General features: G+C 54.0%; 19 protein-coding genes. 2 read left to right on the top strand and 17 right to left on the bottom strand.

The window, feature by feature from the left end:
- Positions 1-117: 117 nt before the first annotated feature.
- The 7 genes from QWU00_RS16400 to QWU00_RS16370 form a co-directional block, all read right to left on the bottom strand.
- On the bottom strand, positions 118-822 hold the full coding sequence (locus QWU00_RS16400) for a hypothetical protein (RefSeq protein WP_035381940.1): 705 nt from the start codon (positions 820-822) through the stop codon (positions 118-120).
- Between the two features lie 65 nt (positions 823-887).
- Entirely contained in the window at positions 888-1,349 is a 462-nt protein-coding gene (locus QWU00_RS16395) for a hypothetical protein (RefSeq protein WP_150395575.1), read from the bottom strand.
- A 306-nt stretch (positions 1,350-1,655) separates the two neighbouring features.
- Entirely contained in the window at positions 1,656-3,260 is a 1,605-nt protein-coding gene (locus QWU00_RS16390; RefSeq protein ID WP_197056331.1) for a terminase large subunit, read from the bottom strand.
- A 106-nt stretch (positions 3,261-3,366) separates the two neighbouring features.
- Positions 3,367-3,696 (bottom strand): phage head-tail connector protein, encoded by a 330-nt coding sequence (locus tag QWU00_RS16385; protein ID WP_035381945.1) that lies wholly within the window; start codon positions 3,694-3,696, stop codon positions 3,367-3,369.
- Positions 3,693-3,971 carry an HNH endonuclease gene (locus QWU00_RS16380; RefSeq protein ID WP_081939125.1) on the bottom strand — a complete coding sequence of 93 codons (279 nt, stop codon included), beginning with the start codon at positions 3,969-3,971 and terminating at the stop codon, positions 3,693-3,695. Before QWU00_RS16380 ends, QWU00_RS16385 begins: the two co-directional genes overlap by 4 nt.
- A gap of 271 nt (positions 3,972-4,242) precedes the next feature.
- The gene (locus QWU00_RS16375; protein WP_197056332.1) at positions 4,243-6,267 is read right to left on the bottom strand and encodes a VapE domain-containing protein; all 2,025 of its coding nucleotides are present in this window, start codon (positions 6,265-6,267) and stop codon (positions 4,243-4,245) included.
- Positions 6,268-6,483: 216 nt separating this feature from the next.
- A complete protein-coding gene (locus QWU00_RS16370; protein WP_052051507.1) occupies positions 6,484-7,290 on the bottom strand; it encodes an SDR family NAD(P)-dependent oxidoreductase in 807 nt (268 codons plus the stop codon).
- A gap of 72 nt (positions 7,291-7,362) precedes the next feature.
- Between QWU00_RS16370 and QWU00_RS16365 the strand changes: the two genes are divergently transcribed.
- Positions 7,363-8,508 (top strand): GNAT family N-acetyltransferase, encoded by a 1,146-nt coding sequence (locus tag QWU00_RS16365; protein ID WP_035381948.1) that lies wholly within the window; start codon positions 7,363-7,365, stop codon positions 8,506-8,508.
- Between the two features lie 128 nt (positions 8,509-8,636).
- Here the strand turns inward: QWU00_RS16365 and thiL are convergent, their stop codons facing one another.
- The 3 genes from thiL to nrdR all read right to left on the bottom strand — a co-directional run bounded on the left by thiL (position 8,637) and on the right by nrdR (position 10,667).
- Complete coding sequence (gene thiL, locus QWU00_RS16360) at positions 8,637-9,602, bottom strand: thiamine-phosphate kinase (RefSeq protein WP_035381950.1); 966 nt, start codon at positions 9,600-9,602, stop codon at positions 8,637-8,639.
- Positions 9,595-10,128 carry a transcription antitermination factor NusB gene (nusB, locus tag QWU00_RS16355; RefSeq protein WP_035381951.1) on the bottom strand — a complete coding sequence of 178 codons (534 nt, stop codon included), beginning with the start codon at positions 10,126-10,128 and terminating at the stop codon, positions 9,595-9,597. Before nusB ends, thiL begins: the two co-directional genes overlap by 8 nt.
- Positions 10,129-10,190: 62 nt before the next feature.
- On the bottom strand, positions 10,191-10,667 hold the full coding sequence (gene nrdR, locus QWU00_RS16350; RefSeq protein ID WP_035381953.1) for a transcriptional regulator NrdR: 477 nt from the start codon (positions 10,665-10,667) through the stop codon (positions 10,191-10,193).
- Positions 10,668-10,813: 146 nt separating this feature from the next.
- Between nrdR and QWU00_RS16345 the strand changes: the two genes are divergently transcribed.
- A complete protein-coding gene (locus tag QWU00_RS16345) occupies positions 10,814-11,311 on the top strand; it encodes a copper chaperone PCu(A)C (RefSeq protein ID WP_052051508.1) in 498 nt (165 codons plus the stop codon).
- A 63-nt stretch (positions 11,312-11,374) separates the two neighbouring features.
- Here QWU00_RS16345 and glpK read toward each other — a convergent pair whose 3' ends face one another.
- From glpK to cydC, 7 genes are all read right to left on the bottom strand, one after another.
- Complete coding sequence (glpK, locus tag QWU00_RS16340) at positions 11,375-12,874, bottom strand: glycerol kinase GlpK (protein ID WP_035381954.1); 1,500 nt, start codon at positions 12,872-12,874, stop codon at positions 11,375-11,377.
- 29 nt (positions 12,875-12,903) lie between these two features.
- A complete protein-coding gene (locus QWU00_RS16335) occupies positions 12,904-13,728 on the bottom strand; it encodes an MIP/aquaporin family protein (RefSeq protein ID WP_035381956.1) in 825 nt (274 codons plus the stop codon).
- Between the two features lie 54 nt (positions 13,729-13,782).
- Complete coding sequence (gene glpD, locus QWU00_RS16330; protein ID WP_035381957.1) at positions 13,783-15,303, bottom strand: glycerol-3-phosphate dehydrogenase; 1,521 nt, start codon at positions 15,301-15,303, stop codon at positions 13,783-13,785.
- Between the two features lie 94 nt (positions 15,304-15,397).
- Positions 15,398-16,204: a DeoR/GlpR family DNA-binding transcription regulator gene (locus QWU00_RS16325; protein WP_035381959.1), complete on the bottom strand. Its 807-nt coding sequence runs from the start codon at positions 16,202-16,204 to the stop codon at positions 15,398-15,400.
- Complete coding sequence (gene recQ, locus QWU00_RS16320; RefSeq protein ID WP_035381961.1) at positions 16,201-18,099, bottom strand: DNA helicase RecQ; 1,899 nt, start codon at positions 18,097-18,099, stop codon at positions 16,201-16,203. Before recQ ends, QWU00_RS16325 begins: the two co-directional genes overlap by 4 nt.
- A 7-nt stretch (positions 18,100-18,106) precedes the next feature.
- Positions 18,107-18,484, bottom strand: a complete 378-nt coding sequence (locus QWU00_RS16315) for an OmpA family protein (RefSeq protein WP_035381962.1) — start codon at positions 18,482-18,484, stop codon at positions 18,107-18,109.
- 126 nt (positions 18,485-18,610) lie between these two features.
- Complete coding sequence (gene cydC, locus QWU00_RS16310) at positions 18,611-20,326, bottom strand: thiol reductant ABC exporter subunit CydC (RefSeq protein WP_035382064.1); 1,716 nt, start codon at positions 20,324-20,326, stop codon at positions 18,611-18,613.
- Between the last annotated feature and the right edge of the window lies 1 nt (position 20,327).

Raw genomic sequence — 20,327 nt, 5'->3', positions numbered from 1 at the left:
TCCTTCTAAGGGAAACGGCCATCTCGCGATGGTCAGGGGGTGGGCATCCATCCAAGGGAACGGGACGCTTCACAGCGTTCCTATGGTTGCCCAGGCCATCTCGCAGAAATGCGAGCATCAGTCCGCAACCCTTGTGCGGCGTATCTGCTCAAAAGCATCTCTGATGGCGAGACTGACATTTACGAGAATTTTTGTTGTGAAATTCTCTCTTACAGTCTGCCAATGTTCCAATTCGTCTTCACATTCAGATGCATCAGTGATGGTTATTTCACCACCACGTTCCCATCCTTCTACCCGGAAAACAGCTTCCATTTTCGGGCCGCCTATCAATTTCACTCTCGGGCGGATGAGGGTCATGAACACATAAGTCTGGTCTATAACTTCCATGATCATGTCGCCAGTTTTTGCTTCATGGGGAATTGTGAGATTTAACCCCATATAGGCATAAAACTCCCAGTCATTTCCTCCATCGAACGATTTTCCATAGCCTAAATCATAGACTTTCTGCCGTTCGGAACGGCCGACATATGCGTCCATGTTAGCAGGAAGCCCTTTGTAGTTCATTTCAAACCACCCAGAAAACGCATCTACCAAGTGTGCAGCCTGCGTTACTCCGACGCCATTTTTCATGACCGCACGGATAAGAGCCGCACGTTTCATGCTCATGATTGGAAATGTTCTGGCTACTCCACGACCGGGTAAAACCTGCTCTGTTGTTAGCGTGCCGGGCATTCTGTCCATAAGCATCCTGATATTGTTAACGGTTAGCCCGGTCGCGTGAGCCATCTCTTTCACATCGAAGCGGGCGCTAATTTCAGGCACCTTACCCTCCTTATAAGCATCCTGAGTTGCTTATAAGGAGTAGCTATCTGGGTTGCAACCTATTTTTAAGCCAATGTCGCAGATAGGCGGTGCAGGTCCGAAATAATTGATATTGCCAACTGCACCTCATCCGAAGTTTCTTCCATTACAAAAGCATCGCAATATTCAGGAAATTCTAGGTTAGCTACTTCCGTTTTTGCTTTTAGGTCATGTAGGTTTTTTGCGGGAGTATGCGCCAGAAAGGCGATTGCAGCCCACATTGCTTCACATGCAGCAAGGCTCCGCTCGCTGTTGTCCTGATGGTGAGGGTGGCCTGGTGTTGCAGCGGGTTCGTCGCCAATGCGTTCTACATCGGCACGAGCAGAGAAATACTCGTTCCGGGCTTTGATAATCGGGCTTTTCCCTTCCGGCTTCGCGGTAGGCGCGGCGGTCAGGGTTTCGGGTTTGGCAAAACCGGCGGCGGCGATGCCTGCCAGCGCGGTGGCTCCGAGTGCGGGGAAAAAGTCGCGGCGATTCATCGAGCGCATGTGTGCGGCTCCCATGGCTTAGATTGCCAGAGCCAGCACGGTTATCACGCCGTACAGACTCCGGGGGGTGATAAACCTGGCCATAGATCAGGCCGGTAAGGCTTTAAGGTTGCCCTCTGGACATATCCTTACCGCCCCCGGAGCGAATTTTTTGTGCGGATTTCTGCTTTCGTGCAGTGCCCGCTATGGCTTTCAGGAGTTATCACACTCCGTTGCTGAACCTGCCAAAGCCGGAGTCTGGTGTCAATCCGGAAATATGCAGATGTGCACAGTTTAAGCATGACGCCAGATCTGGCGTCACCTTTTCTAAAAATCCAGAACCGTGACCTGAAGGTCCTTGGGTGCTGGTGCCTGGGCAGCGGTGCCGACTGCAATCACGGCGGCGACCAGAGGGTCTATGCGGCCACGGGCGCGTTGCTTCGACAGTTTGCGGTTGCCCGCCGGGTCCACGTCCAAGGCAGCATTGGAGACAGCCCAACGCAACAGTGGGTTGCCGCCGTGCCTGATGGTCGCCTGTAGGACGGCACCCTCAAAGGCCGTGATGGCAGGACTCTGGTCCTTGAAACCCATGCCGATCGGCTTCATGGGCAGGGCGATGCCCTCGCGGTCACATACGGCCAGAAAATCCGTCAGGCACCAGCGGTCAGACGCGATGGACACAACGTCCAGTCCTTCGATTGCCTGGGCAATCCAAACGGCCAGCCATGCCCTGTCAATTGCTCTCCCTGGTATCAATTCGATTAACCCGGCCGAAACCCATTCTGCATATGGTGCATGATCTTCCGCCTGCTTGACCTGGACAAGTTCAGTGGGCAGGAACGCCGCGACCTTCAGCAGGCCCGTCTCTGGCCAGAAGAAGCTGAAGGCGGTTAGATCACCTGCGCCGGAAGCCAGATCAAGACCACAGTAACACGGGCCTGATGCCTCAGCATTGCCTGCACAGGCGTCCCAGTCATCAGGGCGCAGGAAGCGCACGTCCGCCGCCACCGGCTGGTTGAGCGTGTAACTGCGGAAGGCGGCTTCCTGACTGGGCACGCGCATGGCCTGCATTGCCTGGGAGCGGATATCTTCAAGGCTGCGGAATGTTCCCAGCGCCGGGTTCGCCAAGCGCCATGTTTCTTCCGCCCATGGGTCTGCATCCATCGGCGCGGACCAGACGAAGGACTTGAAGGTGCGGTCAGGGAATGTGCCGTCCGCCACGCTGGCACCGTAGCGCAGCAGCTCTTCCAGCGGGTTGTCAGCATCGGGTGATCTGGTGCTAATGCCCAGCAGCAGGCTTTCCCGGTGTGCGCCGCCACCCGTTTTCAGGGCGTCGAACAGATCCCGGTCACGCCACTGGGCAACCTCGTCTGCAATGGCGAAGGTGGGTGACAGGCCGTGCGCCTTTCGGGCATCGGCGGACAGCGCCTTGTAGATTGAGCCTGTCACGGCATCTTCCACAGTTTTGTTGAAGGCACGAACCACCAGCCGCGCAGCAAGGTGGGGCTGTTCCAATGCGAAGGCGACCATCTCATCAAACACGATGGACGCCTGCCCCCGGTCTGCTGCGGCGCTCAGCACCTGCCCGCGCCTTACTGCTTCCGGCCCACACAGATGCGCCAAGGCCAGAGCAGAGGCCAAGCCTGTCTTGCCGTTCTTGCGGCCCATGCTGATGACGCCGGTGCGGACGTAGCGCAGGCCGTCAGCATCCGTGTCATACAAGGCGCGGATGATGTCTTTCTGCCAGTCATCCAGCCGCATAGGTTCACCGGCCAGTGCGCCACTGGTTACGGTCAGGCGTTCTATCCAGCAGATCAGCCGCTCTGCCCGCGTCTCACCCGTCAGGGGCCTATCTACCGGGATGCCGGTAGTATTGACGCTAGGTGCATCCCCAAAGAGCGGCAATGGTGCCGGGGTCTTTGGCGATGACACTGGCTTTGCACCGGGTCCACGAAGGCCCATTTTTCAAAACCTCAATCTGAAACTAACTATTTTTGTGACCCCCGAACGGTCGCACCCCCGTAGCTCTGAGAGATTTTCAGGCCACATAATAGACGCGCCAAGGATCAAGGCCGGTCAGTTGATCGGTCCATCTGGTCAGGCCAAAGCTGGTTGAGCCTACGCCTTCGCACGTGTCTTCCGTGATGGAGCGGTCACGGCCAGCCTGATGGTAGATGGCGGCGGCAATGTCCAGCACGGTGCGGGTGACTGTCTGCGGAACGGGTGACAGGGCGGTCAGGTCCTGCTGGCAATAGTCGGAGGCAATGCCCCACGCTTGAGTGAGAATGTCATTCAGGCGGTCATCCTTGCTATCGTCTGGCAGGTCCAGTTCGGTGCGCAGGGTACTGATCAGGTTTGTGTTGGTCATTTTGAATTCCACCAGTGTGTTGGGTCATTGGGTTTGCCAGAAGCATCACAGCCCTTGAGCCACGGTTCATTGCCTTGGCGGCGCATGTTGTGGTGCTGGATGCACAGGCCGCGCAGGTTGGACAGGCTGTCCGCACCGCCTTTGCTTCTGGGTGTGATGTGATCGGCCACAACGGACCGCCGGGTGCATCCGGCAACCGTGCAGACTGGATCACGCTTGAGGCAGGCAGCGCGTAGCCTGCGCCATGCCTGGGTGCGGTAGAACGGTTCGCTCATGACCGCGCCTTCCGTGCCATACGCCGTAAAGCCGCGACGATCTCAGACTTGTCCTGGTGAAACTTCTCTGGATCACGCCGGTCTATGGTCAGCCGCTGCACAGCATTGGCGAGGTCATCAAGTGGAGATGAGTGACGCAGTGACGCACAGTGACACACTTTCTTATATAATGGTTTTCCGTGTGTGTGCGTGTGTGTGCGCGTATGCGTATGGGGATTATATAGGGAAAGTGCGTCACTGTGCGTCACTGCGTCACTATTGGGAGGGTTCGTCATACTGATTTCTCCCAAAAACGCACTCCGGCAGTGCCACGCAAACCACGCTTCCATCCAAGCCGTTCCATGACCTTGGCGATACGACGTTGCTCTGATGTGCCGATCTTCTTGTTTTCAAAGCCTAATGCGTCATAAGCCACGCGCTGAATGGTGGTTTTCTTCTGTCCGAGCAGATGGTTGGCAATCAGCCCTTCCCATTCATCGACTTCGAACCGCTCTTCCTGTTCTGGTCTGATGATGTGGCGTTCAAAGTCACCGTCCGGCCACCATTGTTCACCTTTGCGGAACGCATCCACGGCCTCAGCCAGAAGTTGGTCACGACCCTGCGCCAATAATTCCGTGTCTATCTTGCCGACCTTCACCGGCCAGTACCGGCGTCCGCCAGTCTCGTCGCTGAGATACACGGATTTATTGGTTGTTCCGATCAGGATGCACTGGCGTGGTTCGACCACTTCCATGCGGCCATAGGGCGGCCTGTAGCGTTCTGTTGTGCGGGTAAGAAAGGACTTGAGCAGTTCGTTCTCGGCCTTGCCCAATGCGGATAGTTCCGCAATTTCGATCACCCATTTGCCGCGTAGATGCACCGGCACGTCCTTGCCGGTTTTCAGGTCTGGCAGACTGTCCGAATACCAGTCACCGCCAAGGATAGCGCAGGCAGTGGATTTTCTGGCTCCCTGTTGGCCTTCCAGCACAAGCATGTAATCCATCTTGCAGCCGGGCTTCATGATGCGGGCAATCAGGCCGATCAGGAACATCCGCCCGATGCCCTGGGTGTAATCCGTGAGATCGGCACCGATATAGTCAGTCAGCCACGTAACAAGGCGGGGTATGCCATCCCATTTCAGGCCGTTAAGGTAGGCACGAACTGGATGAAAGCGGCGCTCATAAGCAACCCGGCTGATGGCCTGAAAGGTCACGTCCTTGGAAATCCGGCGCAGGCCAGCAAGTTGCAACGCCTCTTGCACCACCGTCACATCTTCATCCGTTAGCGGTCGCGCCTTGAACGGCTCCGCCTGCGGACCGAGTTGCTTCATGAGGAACGGCATGCACTGCATTTCATCCAGGGCGAAGCTGCTGGAAAATTGCTCATCCGCTCGCAAGGCCAGCAGCACGTTCGCCACGTTGGGGATGGGCTGTCCACGGTCATCGACCTGACAGTCATCAAGCCATGCCGGTCTGAGGATGTGTTTCGGTTCCAAGGCTCCGGCATCATAGTCCGGCGCGGCCTGAACCACAGCCTCCAGATCGGCCACGGTCTTGCCTGCGGCCAGCCAGTCGAACACATCGCCCTTCTCCGGCAGATCGGGAAGGTTCACGACTCGGATGCGTGCTGCAACGCCTTCAAGCGCCTTTGCCACCGCTTTGGCATGTTTCTGCCCAGGCGAATCGTTGTCGGGCAGAATGACCGTATCCGCACCGCGCATGTATCTGGTGCAGTCTGGTTTCCACTTGCCTGCCCCGCCTGGGCTGCATGTCGCTGTCAGGCCAAGGCTGTGCAGCTTGTCCGCTGATTTCTCGCCTTCCACCACATAGATGGTCTGCTTCTGCTGTATGGCTTCAATCAGTCCCGGCAAACGATACGGGATGCGGGGCAAGCCCTTGGTTGACCAGGACCAGCCGCCATCAGGCAGCGGCCTGCGCTGGCGAAAGTCTTTCGGGTCCATCCGGCATATCTGGAACAGGAGCTCACCATCTTCCGTATGGTAGTCGTATTCTTGGACGGTTCGCGGTTTGACGGCGGGTTTCTGTTCCCGGCGGTCTATATGACCGTGATCTTGCAGCCATTTGACGGCGTCCGGCTTGGCCAAGCTGAGGTGACGCATGACCAGATCAATGGTCCCGCCTCCTTCACCAGCCTCGTTGTCATACCAGGTGCCCTTGGTCAGATCGACTGACAGGCTGCCCCGTGTCCCGAAGCGTAGTTCCGTCTTGCTCGACACTGATGAATTCGGCTCGCCCAGCAGAGCAAGCGCCACGTCCTTCATGCACGCCTTGAACGCGCTGTTCCCGGTGGCGCTCATGCACGCCCCCGGTTTGCCAATGTGTGAAAAAACGCAATGTTTTCAATGGGCGCTGAAATGGTGGGTTGCCACCGCAAACCATTGTGTACTAAGATTCTTTCGGCTCCCGCCCGGACCTCCAGTTTTATGGCTGGAGAATGCCTTTTTAAAAGGCTCACGTTCTTCCTTTTGAAAATATGTAGAAGCCTTTCTTTTCAAAAAAGAAAGGCTTTCCGGCTATGAATTTTTTGCTGGTTTTTGGTCGGCCTTCAGGTTGAGCAGGATACGTTCCCTCAGAAAATGAGGAACGAGGCGCTCTGCGACACGCAGTGCCCGAAACTGCCAGGGAAAAATATACTCTTTTTTACCAGCGTTGATCGCCCGCATGATGCGACGGGCTGCACTACCAGCAGAGACAAGAAAGGGAAGCGTCCCATCAAGTCGTTGGCTCATTGGTGTGTCCACAAATCCGGGAATGATGAGTGTGGTGCGAACGTTGTGTTTGGCCCATCCCAGATTGGCCGCCTCGGCAAACCGCGCAAGTCCCGCTTTCGAGCTGCTGTAGGATGCCGCAAAAGGTAACTCATAGAATCCTGCAACAGAGCCGATGAGTGCAATTTTTCCACCGCCTCGCGGAATCATGCGTTCAGCAGCAGCCGTCGCCAGTGTGGTGGGGATGGCAAAATTGACGAGAGAGAGCGCCAGAACTTTTTCAGGATCTTCTGTAGGGTGCCCTGCCGTCTGAATATCAGAAAGGCCAGCTCCAAGAATAACAAGGTCGAGTGGGTGCTTGGTATCGTCTTCCCGTATAGCCTGAAGGGCGGCTTTGCCATCCAGAAGATTGATCTGGCGGGTGACAACGGCAGCCCCCCGGGCGCAACAAAGTGTCGCCAGACGCTGAAGGCGCTCTGCATTTCGTCCCCATAAAATCAGTGTTCGTCCGGGTTTTGCATAACGTCTGGCTAGCTCCATCCCGATGCCTCCTGTAGCGCCAGTAATCAGAATCGAGCGTAGTTCAGAGCCTTTGAGATGAACCTGGTTCACACTTCCCCCTTTTCCATTCGGTCGGAATGAGGCATCACCGTTCGGTTTGAAGGCGCAGTTGATGGAGCACCGATGACTAATTCTGACCAGATTGTCGTATCCCCCGTTTCGGGTGCGCGTCAGCTTGCGCTATTTATCCGGCTGCCCCGGCTTTTGTATAGCGGTTTGCCAAGTTATGTGCCGCCTTTGGATATGGAGCAGAAAGGAATGCTCCACCCCAAACGCTCACGTTTTTTTGAGCATGGTTCTGCTTGTTACTTTCTGGCATGGCGTAACGGAAAGCCGATTGGGCGTATTTCTGCACAGATTGACCAATTGGCTCTGGAGCAGGATGGACCACGGACCGGTTTCTTTGGTGCATTGGATGCGGTGGAGACTGAGTGTGTCAAACCTTTGCTTGATGCAGCAACGGATTGGTTGCGCCAGCAAGGGATAGAACGTATTCGGGGTCCTTGGACGCTGAATTATCATGGTGAATCCGGCACCATGATCGAAGGGCAAATGGAGCCGCCTATGGTTGGTACAGGCTGGCATCCGGAAACGTTGGGCCCAGCTATCGAGCGAGCTGGCTTTGCCAAGGCCATGGACCTTCTTTCTTATCGCATGGAAGTCAGTCCCGTTGCGGAGCGTGCCAACCGAGTTCCTGCCAATCTGCGAGCTCGACTGGGGGCAGTTACAGTACGCAGTCTGCGCAAGGATCACATTGCGGAAGACGCCGATATTCTCCGGGATATCTATAATGATGCATGGGCGGGAACGTGGGGGAACGTGCCGATTACGCGTGATGAAGTGCAGGCTCTTTTAGCCTCACTGAAACCTGTACTGAAGCCAGAACAGTATGTTCTTGTTGAATTTGAAGGTGAACCAGTAGCAATCGCGCTGGTTGTGCCGAACATTTTTGATATCAGTGGTGACTTGAATGGTGCTCCCTCCCCTATTGGTTGGGTTAAGCTTGGCTCCCGAATTCTGACCCATGATTTTCATTCAGCCCGAGTCATTTTGTTGGGTGTAAAGAAGAAGCTGGCGGGAACCGCTTTGAGTGCCGTTATTCCTGCCCTGCTGATTGATGAACTAATGCAGCGGGGGCATGTTCTGCCTTATAGGACTATTGAGCTAGGCTGGGTGTTGGAAACAAACGTTGGAATACGCAACCTGATAGAACGCATTGTACCCACGCCTTATAAAAAGCATCGAATGTACGAGAAAACTATCTCTTGAAAATAAAAATGGTGCATTCAAATTTGATGGATGCGCCCTGCGTGGTAATATCTCTAACCATTTTGCATTATAGGGATTTTTCAGAGATATTTAATTATACCAAAGTAAAATAATAATCTGGAAAGCCATTAAAAATGGCTCCAGCCAGATTTTTTGAAAGATAGCACTTTATTGTTGCTATCAATTACTCTCACACCATTACTGTCTTGGTCGAAAGACCCGATGCGGGTTACAGGAACATTTCCAGTGACAGTGGCCAAGAAAGGTGACCGTAAAAGCGTGTCTTCTTTATCGGGCGGCACGGCGAAAAGAAGTTCGTAGTCATCTCCGCCTGTAAGGCATGTCTCCAGCCATTCTGGTCCACATTCACGAGCGGCAGGAGAAAACGGTATGGCATCAACATGAAGGGTTACGCCGAGAGCATTTTCTCTTCCAAGATGGGCTGTATCTTGAAGAAGACCATCAGAAACATCCATAGCGCCTGAAGCCAAACCATAGAGAGGAGCCCCTACTCTGGGTTGAGGAAGGCGATAACGATGAGTCAGATAGCCTGTGGGGTCGTCAACTTGGCCTTGGAGGGCTCGCAAGCCCAGCGCACCATCGCCAATCGTTCCAGTAACCCAGAGGCCATCGCCCGCGTGAATACCTTGACGCTTTATTGCATGTCCGGGGAGTACTGATCCCAAAATGGTCAGGGAAAGAACCAATGGGCCAGAGGTTGAGGTTGTATCTCCCCCGAGCAAGCCAAGCTCAAAAAGGATTTGATCCTCTTTGAGCCCGTAGCAGAAGCCTTCAAACCATTGATCTTCTATTGAAGGTGGTCGCGCAATGGTAAGCAGCCAGCCTTCGGGTCGAGCTCCCATAGCTGCCAGATCGGACAGATTACAGCGTAGAAGCTTACGTCCAACGGTGTCTGGCGGATCGTCTGGCAAGAAATGCACATTCTCGACCATTGCATCAGCCGCCACCACTAGTTCACGGCCCACGGGGGGGGCAAAAATGGCAGCGTCATCTGTCAGACCAAGAGCCCCAGGTCCAGCCAAGGCTGAAAAATGCCGACGGATAAATGTAAATTCCGGCGGAAGGTTAGTCAGCTTTGTTGTCCTCTATTTCAGAAGAGGCGGGTTTTTCTTCTGTTGTAGCAAGGCGCTTTATGGCGGTGTCCAGCACCCCATTGACCAGTTTGGGTTCCTCTCCAGAAAAGAAACCGTGAGCGATGTCCATATACTCGTTAATAATCACACTAGCCGGTACATCGCCAGTCAGTGCTTCGCCAAGAGCGGCAAGGAAAAGAGCCCGCAAAACAGGATCAAGACGGCTAACAGGCCATGTCGCAGGTAACGTGAGCCCCAGCTGCTCCAAAATGGCACTCCGATGAGAGACGGCCTGTTTTACAACAGATATAAAAAGGCGCGTATCAGGCTCCGGTACATATCCTTCTTCATAGGATTCATTGTTCAGCGTGGTTCCGAAGCGGTGGACCATAAACTGCTGAACAACACTTTCAGCGCGATCATCGTTCTGCTCAATCTGGAAGAGCGCTTGAACAGCCGCGACACGAGCCGCGGTACGCGGTCGTTGCGCTCCTTTAAGTTCCGGTTGGTCCTGCAGCTCTGTCATCCCTGTCTCCTGCGTGCCCTATTGAGGGAGCGGGGTTTCATGACGCCTTTATGGCTAAAGGTCTAGTCTTTTTCCTGCTTCTCTGCTTCGGAATTATCCATGGATGTCAGAATTTCCGAAAAATCCTTGGCTTCTGTAAAATCTCTGTACACGCTAGCAAAGCGGACATAGCCTACGGTGTCCACTTCCTTGAGCACATCCATGGCAAGCTTACCTATACGCGAGGATGGCACTTCAGTTTCACCCGAAGCTTCAAGTTGTCTAACCAGCCCGCTGACAATTTGTTCGATTCTGGTTTCGGGCAGTGGTCGCTTGCGCAAGGCAATTCGAATGGAGCGGGCAAGTTTTTCCCGCTCAAATGGAGCACGGCGACCATTCGCTTTGACAACGACAAGATCTCGTAACTGCACACGTTCAACGGTGGTAAAGCGTTGGCCACAGGATAAGCAGGCTCTACGGCGGCGTATGGCCGAGCCTTCTTCATTAGGGCGGCTATCTTTAACCTGACTGTCCGGGTTCCCGCAAAATGGGCAACGCATTTGTAATCTGGCCTCTCAAACTGGCTGGCTACCCCTGGTAGAACCTTCTTACAGCCCAACAATATTGCGGTATAGTGAAGCTACACCATGCTTGGACCTGCCTGGGCGTTATATACGTATCTGAGGCTAAAAACACCGGAGTCACGATGAAACTTCACTACCATCTCGGTATCATGCCTGCATTGCTCGCCGGGCTCCTGGTTCATACACCCGCCATTGCGGAAGATAGAGACCCGGGAAAAGTAATTCCAGGGCAGGAAAATGCCCAGAAGGATATCGAGATTAAAGACGTCAGCATGCAACTTGTCCGGCCAGCCGGGCACGTTTACGCAGTTTATTTTACGCTGACAAACAAGGGTGAAAACGCCCATCTGGTTACGAATGTTTCGTCATCCTCATGCCGGACGTTGGTAGGGCATCATTCTGACCAGGAAAGCACGACCGGCACCCTTAATCTCTTTACCCATCTCTCTTTGCCAGCCAATACCACGCTGGTATTCCCTCATGGTGGCTATCATCTTCTATGTCTGGACCCAGATCCAGCCCTTAAGCCCGGACAGGAAGCCACTTTTACCTTTTCCTTTTTGGGAGGCTCTTCCAAAAATGTGACAATCCCGGTGGGAGAGGAGAAGGCGGTAGAATAATATCTGCCTCTTTTTTTATCCTACCTGCATATTTGAGGGATGCAGGCAGGATAGGCATACGTGTTAGCCTTGTGACTGATTGGTAAGGGTACGCTTTACGGCCTGATGCCAGCCAGCAATCATTGTGCGGCGCTGCTCATTGTTCATTGATGGTTCAAAGAGTTCGCCACGTTTCCACTCGGAAGCCAGCGTTGCCTCATTTTCCCATACGCCAGTAGCCAGTCCGGCAAGAAAACCAGCTCCAAGCGCTGTAGTTTCAACATTCTGGGGACGTTCGACCTTCACCTGAAGCATGTCCGCCAAGAACTGACAAAACCAGTCATTGGCAGACATACCACCATCCACACGTAAGGCATCCGTCGTGCCGCCTCCGTCCTGCATCATGGCAGTCACCAGATCAAGCGTTTGATAAGCAACGGATTCCAAGGCTGCCCGTGCAATATGGGCTGCGGTGGCATCCAGTGTCAGGCCGCAGATCAGGCCGCGTGCATCCGGGTCCCAATGCGGCGCACCCAGCCCGACAAAGCCTGGGACCATATAAACACCATGGCTATGGGGAATGCGGGTGGCCATGTCATCTGTCTGGGAGGCATGCGTAATGAGATGCAGTCCATCGCGTAGCCATTTGATGGCAGCCCCAGCCACAAAAATTGATCCTTCAAGGGCGTAAGTGGTTTTGCCGCCAATGCGATAGGCTATGGTTGTCAGCATCCGGTGCTTTGAAACAACGGGTTTTTCTCCTGTGTTCAGAAGAACAAAGCAGCCAGTGCCATACGTGGCCTTGGCCATGCCCGGTGTGAAGCAGGCTTGGCCGACCACGGCCGCCTGCTGATCTCCTGCCATGCCGGCAATTGGAATGGCGCGCCCATAGAGGGACGGATCAGTTTCACCAAAAAGGGTACTGTTGTCTTTTACTTCTGGCAGGAGGGCAGCGGGGATGTTGAACAGCCGCAGAAGTTCCGGGTCCCATTGCTGGGTGTGAATGTTGAACAGCAATGTGCGGGCGGCGTTTGTAATATCAGTGGCATGTACTTTTCCACCAGTCAGACGCCAGAGAATGAAGGAATCGATCGTTCCAAAAGCTAACTCTCCCTTTTCTGCACGCCCGCGTGCTCCACTGACGTTGTCCAGTATCCAGGCCAGTTTGGTGGCAGAGAAATAAGGGTCGATCAGCAGGCCCGTACGTTCGCGAACGAGTGCCTCAGCTCCTTCCTCTTTCAATTTTTGACAAGTGGCCGCCGTTCTACGGTCCTGCCACACAATGGCCCGGTGCACGGGCTTGCCCGTAACGCGATCCCAAACCACAATCGTCTCACGCTGGTTTGTAATGCCTATGCCGGCAATGCGGTCTGCCCCTCCGGCTTGTTCCAGAGCAGCCTTGGATGTTGTGACAACATCATTCCAGATGTCTTCTGGGCAATGTTCAACCCATCCTGCATTTGGATAATGTTGGGCGAATTCCTGCCGAGCCCTGGAAATCTCGTGAGCATGACGATCAAAGACGATCGAACGTGTTGAGGTCGTGCCTTGATCAATAGCTAATACGTAGTCTTGCGCGCTCATCGAGATTATCCTTCTTTGATCGGAGCTTGTTAGTCGTGAGCCGTGTCGGAAGCACGGGCCTTGTTTAAAGATGGCATGAAGGGTTTGAGAAGCCCCTGATAGAAAGCCCCTCCGATAACGCCTCCTATCAATGGTCCGGCAATAGGCACCCACCAGTAATTTGCGGGTGACGGAAGGGCTGAAGAGCCCCAGCCTGCAAAATAGCAGAACAGACGCGGCCCGAAGTCACGAGCCGGGTTGATAGCCCATCCTTCCAGATAGCCTGCGGACGCCCCGATAGCGGCAACCAGAAAGCCGATAATCAATGCACCGGAATTCGCTTGGGGTGCCTGAGTATTGTACTCGCAAGTAACTGCGAAAATACCCAGAAGCAGCATGGCGGTGAGGATGATCTCATCTACAAAGGCATGCATGGGGGTAATGAAATCACCGGGATGGGTAAAAAATACCCCAGCCCCGGCTCCATCATGCAGTCGGTCCATCTGGTGAATGGCTGCATAATGGTCAATGACGGGGGAAAAGAGGGTGTAAACAATGATGGCCCCAAGAAAGCCACCGAGCACCTGCGCGCCCCAGTAGGGAATCACTTTTTTCCATGAAAAGCCCCGGAAGCACGCCAAGGCTAGCGTAACGGCAGGATTTGCATGCGTGCCTGAAACGGCTCCGGTAACATATATGGCTATGGTGACGCCAAGCCCCCACACAATACACACGCCCCAATAGGCAAGTTTGTAGGGGCTGGGATCGTAGAGCGAATACATCGCTGCTACAGAATCCCCGAACACAATAATAATGAAAACGGCGACACATTCGGCAATTAATTCGCCGATGAAAGCCTTGTTTACACCTGTCATACTTTCCTCATCTTCATTGTTTTTCTTGGGAAAGAAAGGGTTGCCTTTATGTGATCAAGCCGCTTTCTGCTTGAGGTAATCAGCAACCTTGGTTTTTTCTGCTTCGTTCAGATGCAGCCCCAATTTGCTGCGGCGCCACAACACGTCCTCTGCGGTCCGTGCCCATTCACGCTCAATTAGATAATCAACTTCACGGGTCGTCAGGTCTCCACCCAGAACCTCGCCCAGATCTGTCATGGCATTTGCTTCCCCAATGATCTCGTAGGTACGGCTACCGTAATTGCGGAGCAGACGCCATGCCAATGAGGCAGCAAGCCATGGGGCAGCACGCCGCAAGCGACCCAGGGCTGCCTCGAACCCACCTTCACCGATGTCTCCTCCTGGAAGAACCTCATTTGCTGTCCAGCTTCCTCCCGCTACAGCAGGAAGAACAGGAGCCAGCTTTTCAAGCGCATGTTCTGCAAGCTTCCGGTAGGTTGTAATCTTGCCACCAAAGATTGAAAGCAACGGTGCGCCGTTCTGGGTATCCAGATCCAGAACATAATCGCGTGTTACAGCGGAGGCATTGGCGGATGCGTCATCATAAAGAGGCCGCAGTCCCGCATAGCTCCAGACAACATCACTTTCTTTAACTTCCGCCTTGAAATAACGATTCACACTTTCGCAAAGGTAGGTAACTTCATCTGGCGCAATGCCTACGCGTCCAGGAGCGTCTTTCCATGGAATATCGGTGGTGCCGATCAGCGTGAAATTCTGTTCATATGGGATGGCGAAAACAATACGTTTGTCCGGGTTCTGGAAAATGTAAGCCTGAGGTCCCTCAAATACACGCGGGACAATAATGTGACTGCCCTTAACCAGTCGGACTGATTTGGAGTTAGGAATTTTAAGGGTGTCAGCAAGCAGCCTTGCTACCCATGGCCCAGCGGCGTTAACGAGCGCGCGCGCCTGCACCACCTGAGTGGTTCCTGTGTTTCGGTCCTCAAGCGTGGCTTGCCAGAGGCCATTCACGCGTTCAGCATGAACAAGGCGCGTGCGTGTGCGGATATCAGCGCCTCGTTCAGCGGCGTCTATGGCATTTAAAACAACCAGCCGGCTGTCTTGCACCCATCCGTCTGAATAAACAAAACCCTTAGTATAATCCGACTTCAAGGGACGACCGGAAGAGTGTGTCCGGAAGTCAATTGCCCGGGATTTTGGAAGAGTCATGTTGGATGCAAGATGATCGTAAAGGAAAAGTCCTGCTCGCAGCATCCATGCTGGCCGTACAAGTTTGGAATGAGGAAGAACGAAGCGCATGGGCCACATGATATGTGGAGCCATTTTTAGCAGACGCTCACGTTCGGTCAGAGCTTCCCGCACCAATCGGAACTCATAGTACTCCAGATAACGCAGACCACCATGGATCAGTTTTGTGCTGGCCGAAGAGGTATAACTTGCAAGATCATCCTGTTCTACCAGGAGAACCGAAGCACCGCGCCCGACTGCATCACGTGCAATCCCCGCTCCGTTTACGCCTCCGCCTACAATCAGCAGGTCATAAGGGCGCCCTGTTGCAGATGCAGTCTCTAGCATTTTCTCTTCCGATACCAACAAATGAAAACGATCTCTGATCTTCGTATCCGAAAACAAGAGCGGAAAACAATGGCCTTAATATGACTATTGAGACTTAAACTGGCTTCCTTGTTTTCCTTTCCGAAAATTCCGAGCCATTGACAACGTGAAGAACGACCCCGGCCTTATGTAAAATGGCCTCAATTGCAGGCGGTGGAGGGATATCCGTGTAGAAAGCGCTGATTTCCGAAATATGACCGACCCGTGCCATGGGGCGGCGTTTGAACTTGGTATGGTCAGCCAAAAGAAAGACTGTACGGGCGTTTCGTATAATGGCCTGAGCCGCGTTGATTTCATCGGCATCAAAATCCAGAAGTGTTCCATCCTCATCAATGCCGCTGATGCCGATAACACCAAAGTCAGCACGGTATTGTTCAATCATGGCTGCTGCTGCCGGCCCAACAATTCCTCCATCCCGTAACCGAACAGTTCCTCCGGCGATGATCAGATTGCATTCCGGTGCAGGCGCCAGAAGAGATGCTACATGAATATTGTTTGTAATAACTCGCAGAGCACGGTGCCCGCGGAGGCAGCGTGCAAAGGCTTCTGTGGTCGTGCCAATATTGATGAACAATGATGCTCCATCGGGGATAGCCAGTGCGGCTGCCTGCCCAATGGTTTCTTTCTGTTTCAGGTTTAGGATCTGGCGGTCAGAATAAGCAATGTTTTCCGTGGGGGAAATGGCCGATGCCCCTCCGTGATGGCGGGTGACAATCCCCTCGGCAGCCATACTGTTAACGTCGCGCCTTACGGTTTGGACGGTAACGTTTAAAACCTTGGCCAGATCTTCGTTGGCGGCATAGCCTTGCTGTTGCACAAATTGCAAAATTCGGGCGCGCCGTTCTTTTACACCCGTGGTCATGCGTCTTGACCTGGGTGGGATGCAGCAATAACAGCCAGAACGTTTTTTCCATACCGTTCCAGTTTTGACCGTCCTACCCCTTTTATCTCACCCAGAGCTTCCAGAGTAGAGGGCTCTTGCACCGCAATGTCTTTCAAGGCGGCATCATGAAAAATAACGTAAGGTGGAATTTCCTGTTCACGGGCCTCGTCGAGGCGCCATTTTCGGAGTGCGGCAAATAGAGCCTGTTTGTCTTCGGGTAATTCAGTGGCTGGAGAGGACTGCCTGCTACGAGACGTATTTCCCTTTTCGAGCTCCGCCGTGGCGTCCGCCCGAAGCTGGATACTTTCTTCCCCGCGTAAGATAGGACGAGCAATTTCATTATTGAGTGCCAAGCCACCATACTGCCCCTCTGACTTCAAGGCGCCGCGGGCAATAAGCTGCCTGACAACACTCCGCCAGAAAGGTTCGGGCTTGTCTTTCCCAATTTCCCACACAGAGAGAGTATCATGCCTGTTCCGTTCCACCGCATCGGTGCGTTTGCCCCGTAAAACAGCAATAATGTGCAAGGCCCCATAATGCTGTCCAGTACGATAGACCGCAGAGAGAAATTTGCGTGCTGATTCCGTGCCATCGAACGTAATGACAGGATGACGGCAGTTATCACAATGACCGCACGGTTCGCTCAGCGTTTCACCGAAGCAGTGGAGCAAAGCTTGCGTGCGGCAGCCTGTTGTTTCTGTCAAAGCAATCATTGCTTCCAGACGGGACCGCATGATGCGTTTTTCAGAATCGGGTGCATTTGACTGCTCCAGCCAATAACGCGCACGGGCCATGTCTTCTCCTCCATAGAGAAGCACCGTATCAGACGGCAAACCATCACGTCCCGCTCGACCGATCTGCTGATAATAGGCCTCTGGTGAGGCGGGCATATCCAGATGGATAACGGCTCTTACATCTGGCCGGTCAATTCCCATGCCAAAGGCAACAGTCGCCACAATGACAATAGGTTCTCCAGAACGAAACCGCAGAAGGGCCGCTCGTTTTTCTATGGGGGAAAGCCCAGCATGGAAGGCGAGAGCCGTCCATCCGCGCTCCCTAAGAGAGGCGGCTATACGCTCAGTTCTTGCCCGGCTCCCACAATAGACAATGCAAGCCTCTTCTTTGTGCCGCTCCAGAACGGTGGTGAGCTGACGCAATTCTGAGGCTTTGGGAAGCGCCGCTATATTCAGATTGGGTCTGTGGAAACTGGAAATGAGAACTCTGGCATGGGGCATATCCAGGGCGGTAAGAATATCGTCGCGCGTCCTCTGATCTGCTGTCGCTGTCAAGGCAATGCGAGGCACACCAGGAAAATGGCGCGGAAGAGCGGCAAGCTCACGGTATTCCGGCCTGAATTCGTGCCCCCATGCCGAGATGCAGTGCGCTTCATCAATTGCGATAACTGAGATAGGCTGGCGCGTAAGTCGGTCTAGGGTCCCTGGTGAGAGAAGACGTTCAGGAGACACATACAGAAGGTCAATTCTGCCTGCGGCCAGATCCGCGCGGATTTTGGAGGCTTCTTCATTTTCCAGTTCGGAATGAAGGGCGGCGGCATTGATGCCCAACTGTCGCAGACCCGCAACCTGATCGTCCATCAGGGCAATGAGAGGGGAAACGACGAGCCCCATACCGGCGCGACACAGGGCGGGTATCTGATAGCAGATACTTTTACCACCCCCTGTGGGCATCAGAACAAGCGTATCTTGCCCGTCCATAATGCCCGTTACAGCTTGCGCCTGGAGGCTGCGAAAATCCGGATAACCAAAAACAGATTGCAGCACTTCCTGAGGAGTGCTGCCTACAAACCGGTCCCTTCCCTTCTCGTTCTCAGGAAGGACGGGAAGAGAAACAAGACCGGCCTGTGATTGTGTCATGGATAAATCAGGGGTTTACCAGTTCGATTTCTACGCGACGAGAACCAACAGCAGAGGCTTCTGTTGTAGAGGGTGCACGCGGTGTCTGACGGATTCGATCACCAGACACGCCATCTTCATGCAATTGTTCCGCCACAAGTTTGGCACGTTGTACTGCCAGAAGAGAATCGGCGGAAAGATCATTCCCTGCGCCTGCATAGCCCTCAACCTGGACAACCCGCGTAGGATGCCTTTGTGCCTTGGCGGAAATTTCCGAGATGACCGCACGGGACGAACTGTCGAGCTCAACCGAGTTGTTGGCAAAAAAGACAACATATTTACGCGGAGGCTGAGCGGCGCATCCGGCAAGAAGAGAAAGGCCCAGAACTGGCAGCAGGCGACGCATGAGTTTAACCCCGGCTAGATTGGTTAAGATATAACATCTTGTTCAAATACTGATCTGCCCAGGAATTAAAACCAGAGCAGAACGACATTTGGTGCCCTTTGCTTCCCCTCTCGTCAACTGCTGTGTTTACGAGAGGGGAACGGCTGCTGCCTGACCATGTGACAGACGCCACACTTGATCGAGCTTTTCTACGCCAGTGAGCCTATGGGCTATCAGGATAATCGTGCGCCCTGCGGTCACTGTGTTCAGCGTGCGTAAGAAATCCTGCTCCGTTTGAGCATCCAAGCCAGTTGCCGGCTCATCCAGAATCATGATCGGGGCGTCAGTCAGCAGGGTACGGGCTAATGCTATGCGTCGGCCCTGCCCCCCAGAAAGATTAACTCCGCCTTCACCAAGCCACGTATCAAGCCCTTCGGGAAGATTGCGAACAACTCCTGCTATGGCTGCATCCTCGAGTGCACGCCACAAATCATCTTCAGTGGCGTCAGGCTTACCGAGCAGAAGGTTAGAACGGATTGTGTCGTCAAACAGATGGGTGGCTTGAGAGAGCCAGGCGATTTGGCGGCGTAAAGAAGTTGCCCGTATGTGCGAGATATCGATCCCCCCAAGGGTAATGCTGCCAGATTCTGGCGTTGCTGCTTTTAACAGGAGGGCTGCCAGACTGGATTTTCCTACCCCAGAGGGGCCTAGAATAGCAACGCGGGCTCCAGCAGGAATATCAAGATTCAGACCGTCAAACACGTAAGGACGATCAGAAGCCCATCTGAATTTCACACCAGTAATACCAATATGGGTATCTGGTGGGGCATCTACTTCTTGCCCTGTTGTTGAGACTGCAGGGGTACCCTGCGCAATCTCTACAACCCGACGAGCAGCGGCCCCCATTGCTCCTGCTTGCACTCCGGCTCTGGTGAGAGCGCCCGCGCTCTCAAATGCCGCTACAGTCAAAAACAGAATGCCCACGCCAGACAGAGGCGCAACCTTTGAGAAGCCTACGCCTGAGATAGCAAGCAGAACGAAAAGAATAGCGATTTGCCCGCAAAGGTAAGCCGTGGCATTGGCAAGAGCAGCCCGCCGGGCCAGTTGTTTTTGTCCGCCCAGCAACGCTGCATCATCAGCCTCCACGCGGGCCAACATCTGCGGCTCAGCCCCAAAGGCTCGAACTTCGCGCAGCCCTCCCACCAGATCAAGCACACTGATGCGTAAGGCGGAAAGGCTCCGGGTAAGCTGTTCAGCTTCCTGTCGGCCGGAGCGCGCGATGAGGTAAGGAAAAAGAAAAGCGGAACAAGCAAAAAGCAGGCCGGTCAGGCACCCAAGCATGATATTTTGGGAACATAGTTGAACCAGCAGAATGGGGAGTGTGAGAGTGGCGCACATGAATGGCACCAGAATGCGCAAATAGAGACCATCTAGCGTGCCAATATCAGACACCAGGCGAGAGAGCATGTCCCCCGCCCGCCGAAAACCGAGCCCAGCAGCGGCTCCTTGTGCCAGAGAATGAAAGAACCACACCCGTAAATCAGCTAGCGCCCGGAACATGGCATCATGGGCAAACAGCCGCTCTGAGTAACGTAGCAGAACCCGGCCAATCCCCACCCAACGAAGCAGCGCTGTGGTAATGATAATCTCGCCTAGAACTACTCCCGCCAGCCGCAGGCCAGAAACCTGCATAAGCAGAAGCCCTGCGCACAACGCCAGTAGAGCCAGCATTAAGCCGATAGTAAGCCGGGGTGCCTGTCTTTGCCAGAGCCTCAGGATGCGAAAAATAGCCTGCCTGTCTGTAATGCGCGAGGGGCCAGACTGATTGGTGGATGCTGGTGATATTTGGTCTATCTCAGGCATT

The organism is Acetobacter tropicalis (genome assembly GCF_030644465.1).
Lineage (GTDB): Bacteria > Pseudomonadota > Alphaproteobacteria > Acetobacterales > Acetobacteraceae > Acetobacter > Acetobacter tropicalis.
This window is presented reverse-complemented; position numbering and strand designations above follow the sequence as displayed.

Bases quoted from the DNA above. Each gene is read 5' to 3' on its own strand.
- QWU00_RS16325 (WP_035381959.1), bottom strand. From the start codon at position 16,204: ATGACCACGGGTGTAAAAGAACGGCGCGCCCGAATTTTGCAATTTGTG.
- QWU00_RS16395 (WP_150395575.1), bottom strand. From the start codon at position 1,349: ATGCGCTCGATGAATCGCCGCGACTTTTTCCCCGCACTCGGAGCCACC.
- glpK (WP_035381954.1), bottom strand. From the start codon at position 12,874: ATGAGCGCGCAAGACTACGTATTAGCTATTGATCAAGGCACGACCTCA.
- QWU00_RS16345 (WP_052051508.1), top strand. From the start codon at position 10,814: ATGAAACTTCACTACCATCTCGGTATCATGCCTGCATTGCTCGCCGGG.
- QWU00_RS16335 (WP_035381956.1), bottom strand. From the start codon at position 13,728: ATGACAGGTGTAAACAAGGCTTTCATCGGCGAATTAATTGCCGAATGT.
- nrdR (WP_035381953.1), bottom strand. From the start codon at position 10,667: ATGCGTTGCCCATTTTGCGGGAACCCGGACAGTCAGGTTAAAGATAGC.
- QWU00_RS16365 (WP_035381948.1), top strand. From the start codon at position 7,363: ATGACTAATTCTGACCAGATTGTCGTATCCCCCGTTTCGGGTGCGCGT.
- QWU00_RS16315 (WP_035381962.1), bottom strand. From the start codon at position 18,484: ATGCGTCGCCTGCTGCCAGTTCTGGGCCTTTCTCTTCTTGCCGGATGC.
- recQ (WP_035381961.1), bottom strand. From the start codon at position 18,099: ATGACACAATCACAGGCCGGTCTTGTTTCTCTTCCCGTCCTTCCTGAG.
- QWU00_RS16385 (WP_035381945.1), bottom strand. From the start codon at position 3,696: ATGACCAACACAAACCTGATCAGTACCCTGCGCACCGAACTGGACCTG.
- cydC (WP_035382064.1), bottom strand. From the start codon at position 20,326: ATGCCTGAGATAGACCAAATATCACCAGCATCCACCAATCAGTCTGGC.
- QWU00_RS16380 (WP_081939125.1), bottom strand. From the start codon at position 3,971: ATGAGCGAACCGTTCTACCGCACCCAGGCATGGCGCAGGCTACGCGCT.
- glpD (WP_035381957.1), bottom strand. From the start codon at position 15,303: ATGCTAGAGACTGCATCTGCAACAGGGCGCCCTTATGACCTGCTGATT.
- QWU00_RS16375 (WP_197056332.1), bottom strand. From the start codon at position 6,267: ATGAGCGCCACCGGGAACAGCGCGTTCAAGGCGTGCATGAAGGACGTG.
- nusB (WP_035381951.1), bottom strand. From the start codon at position 10,128: ATGACAGAGCTGCAGGACCAACCGGAACTTAAAGGAGCGCAACGACCG.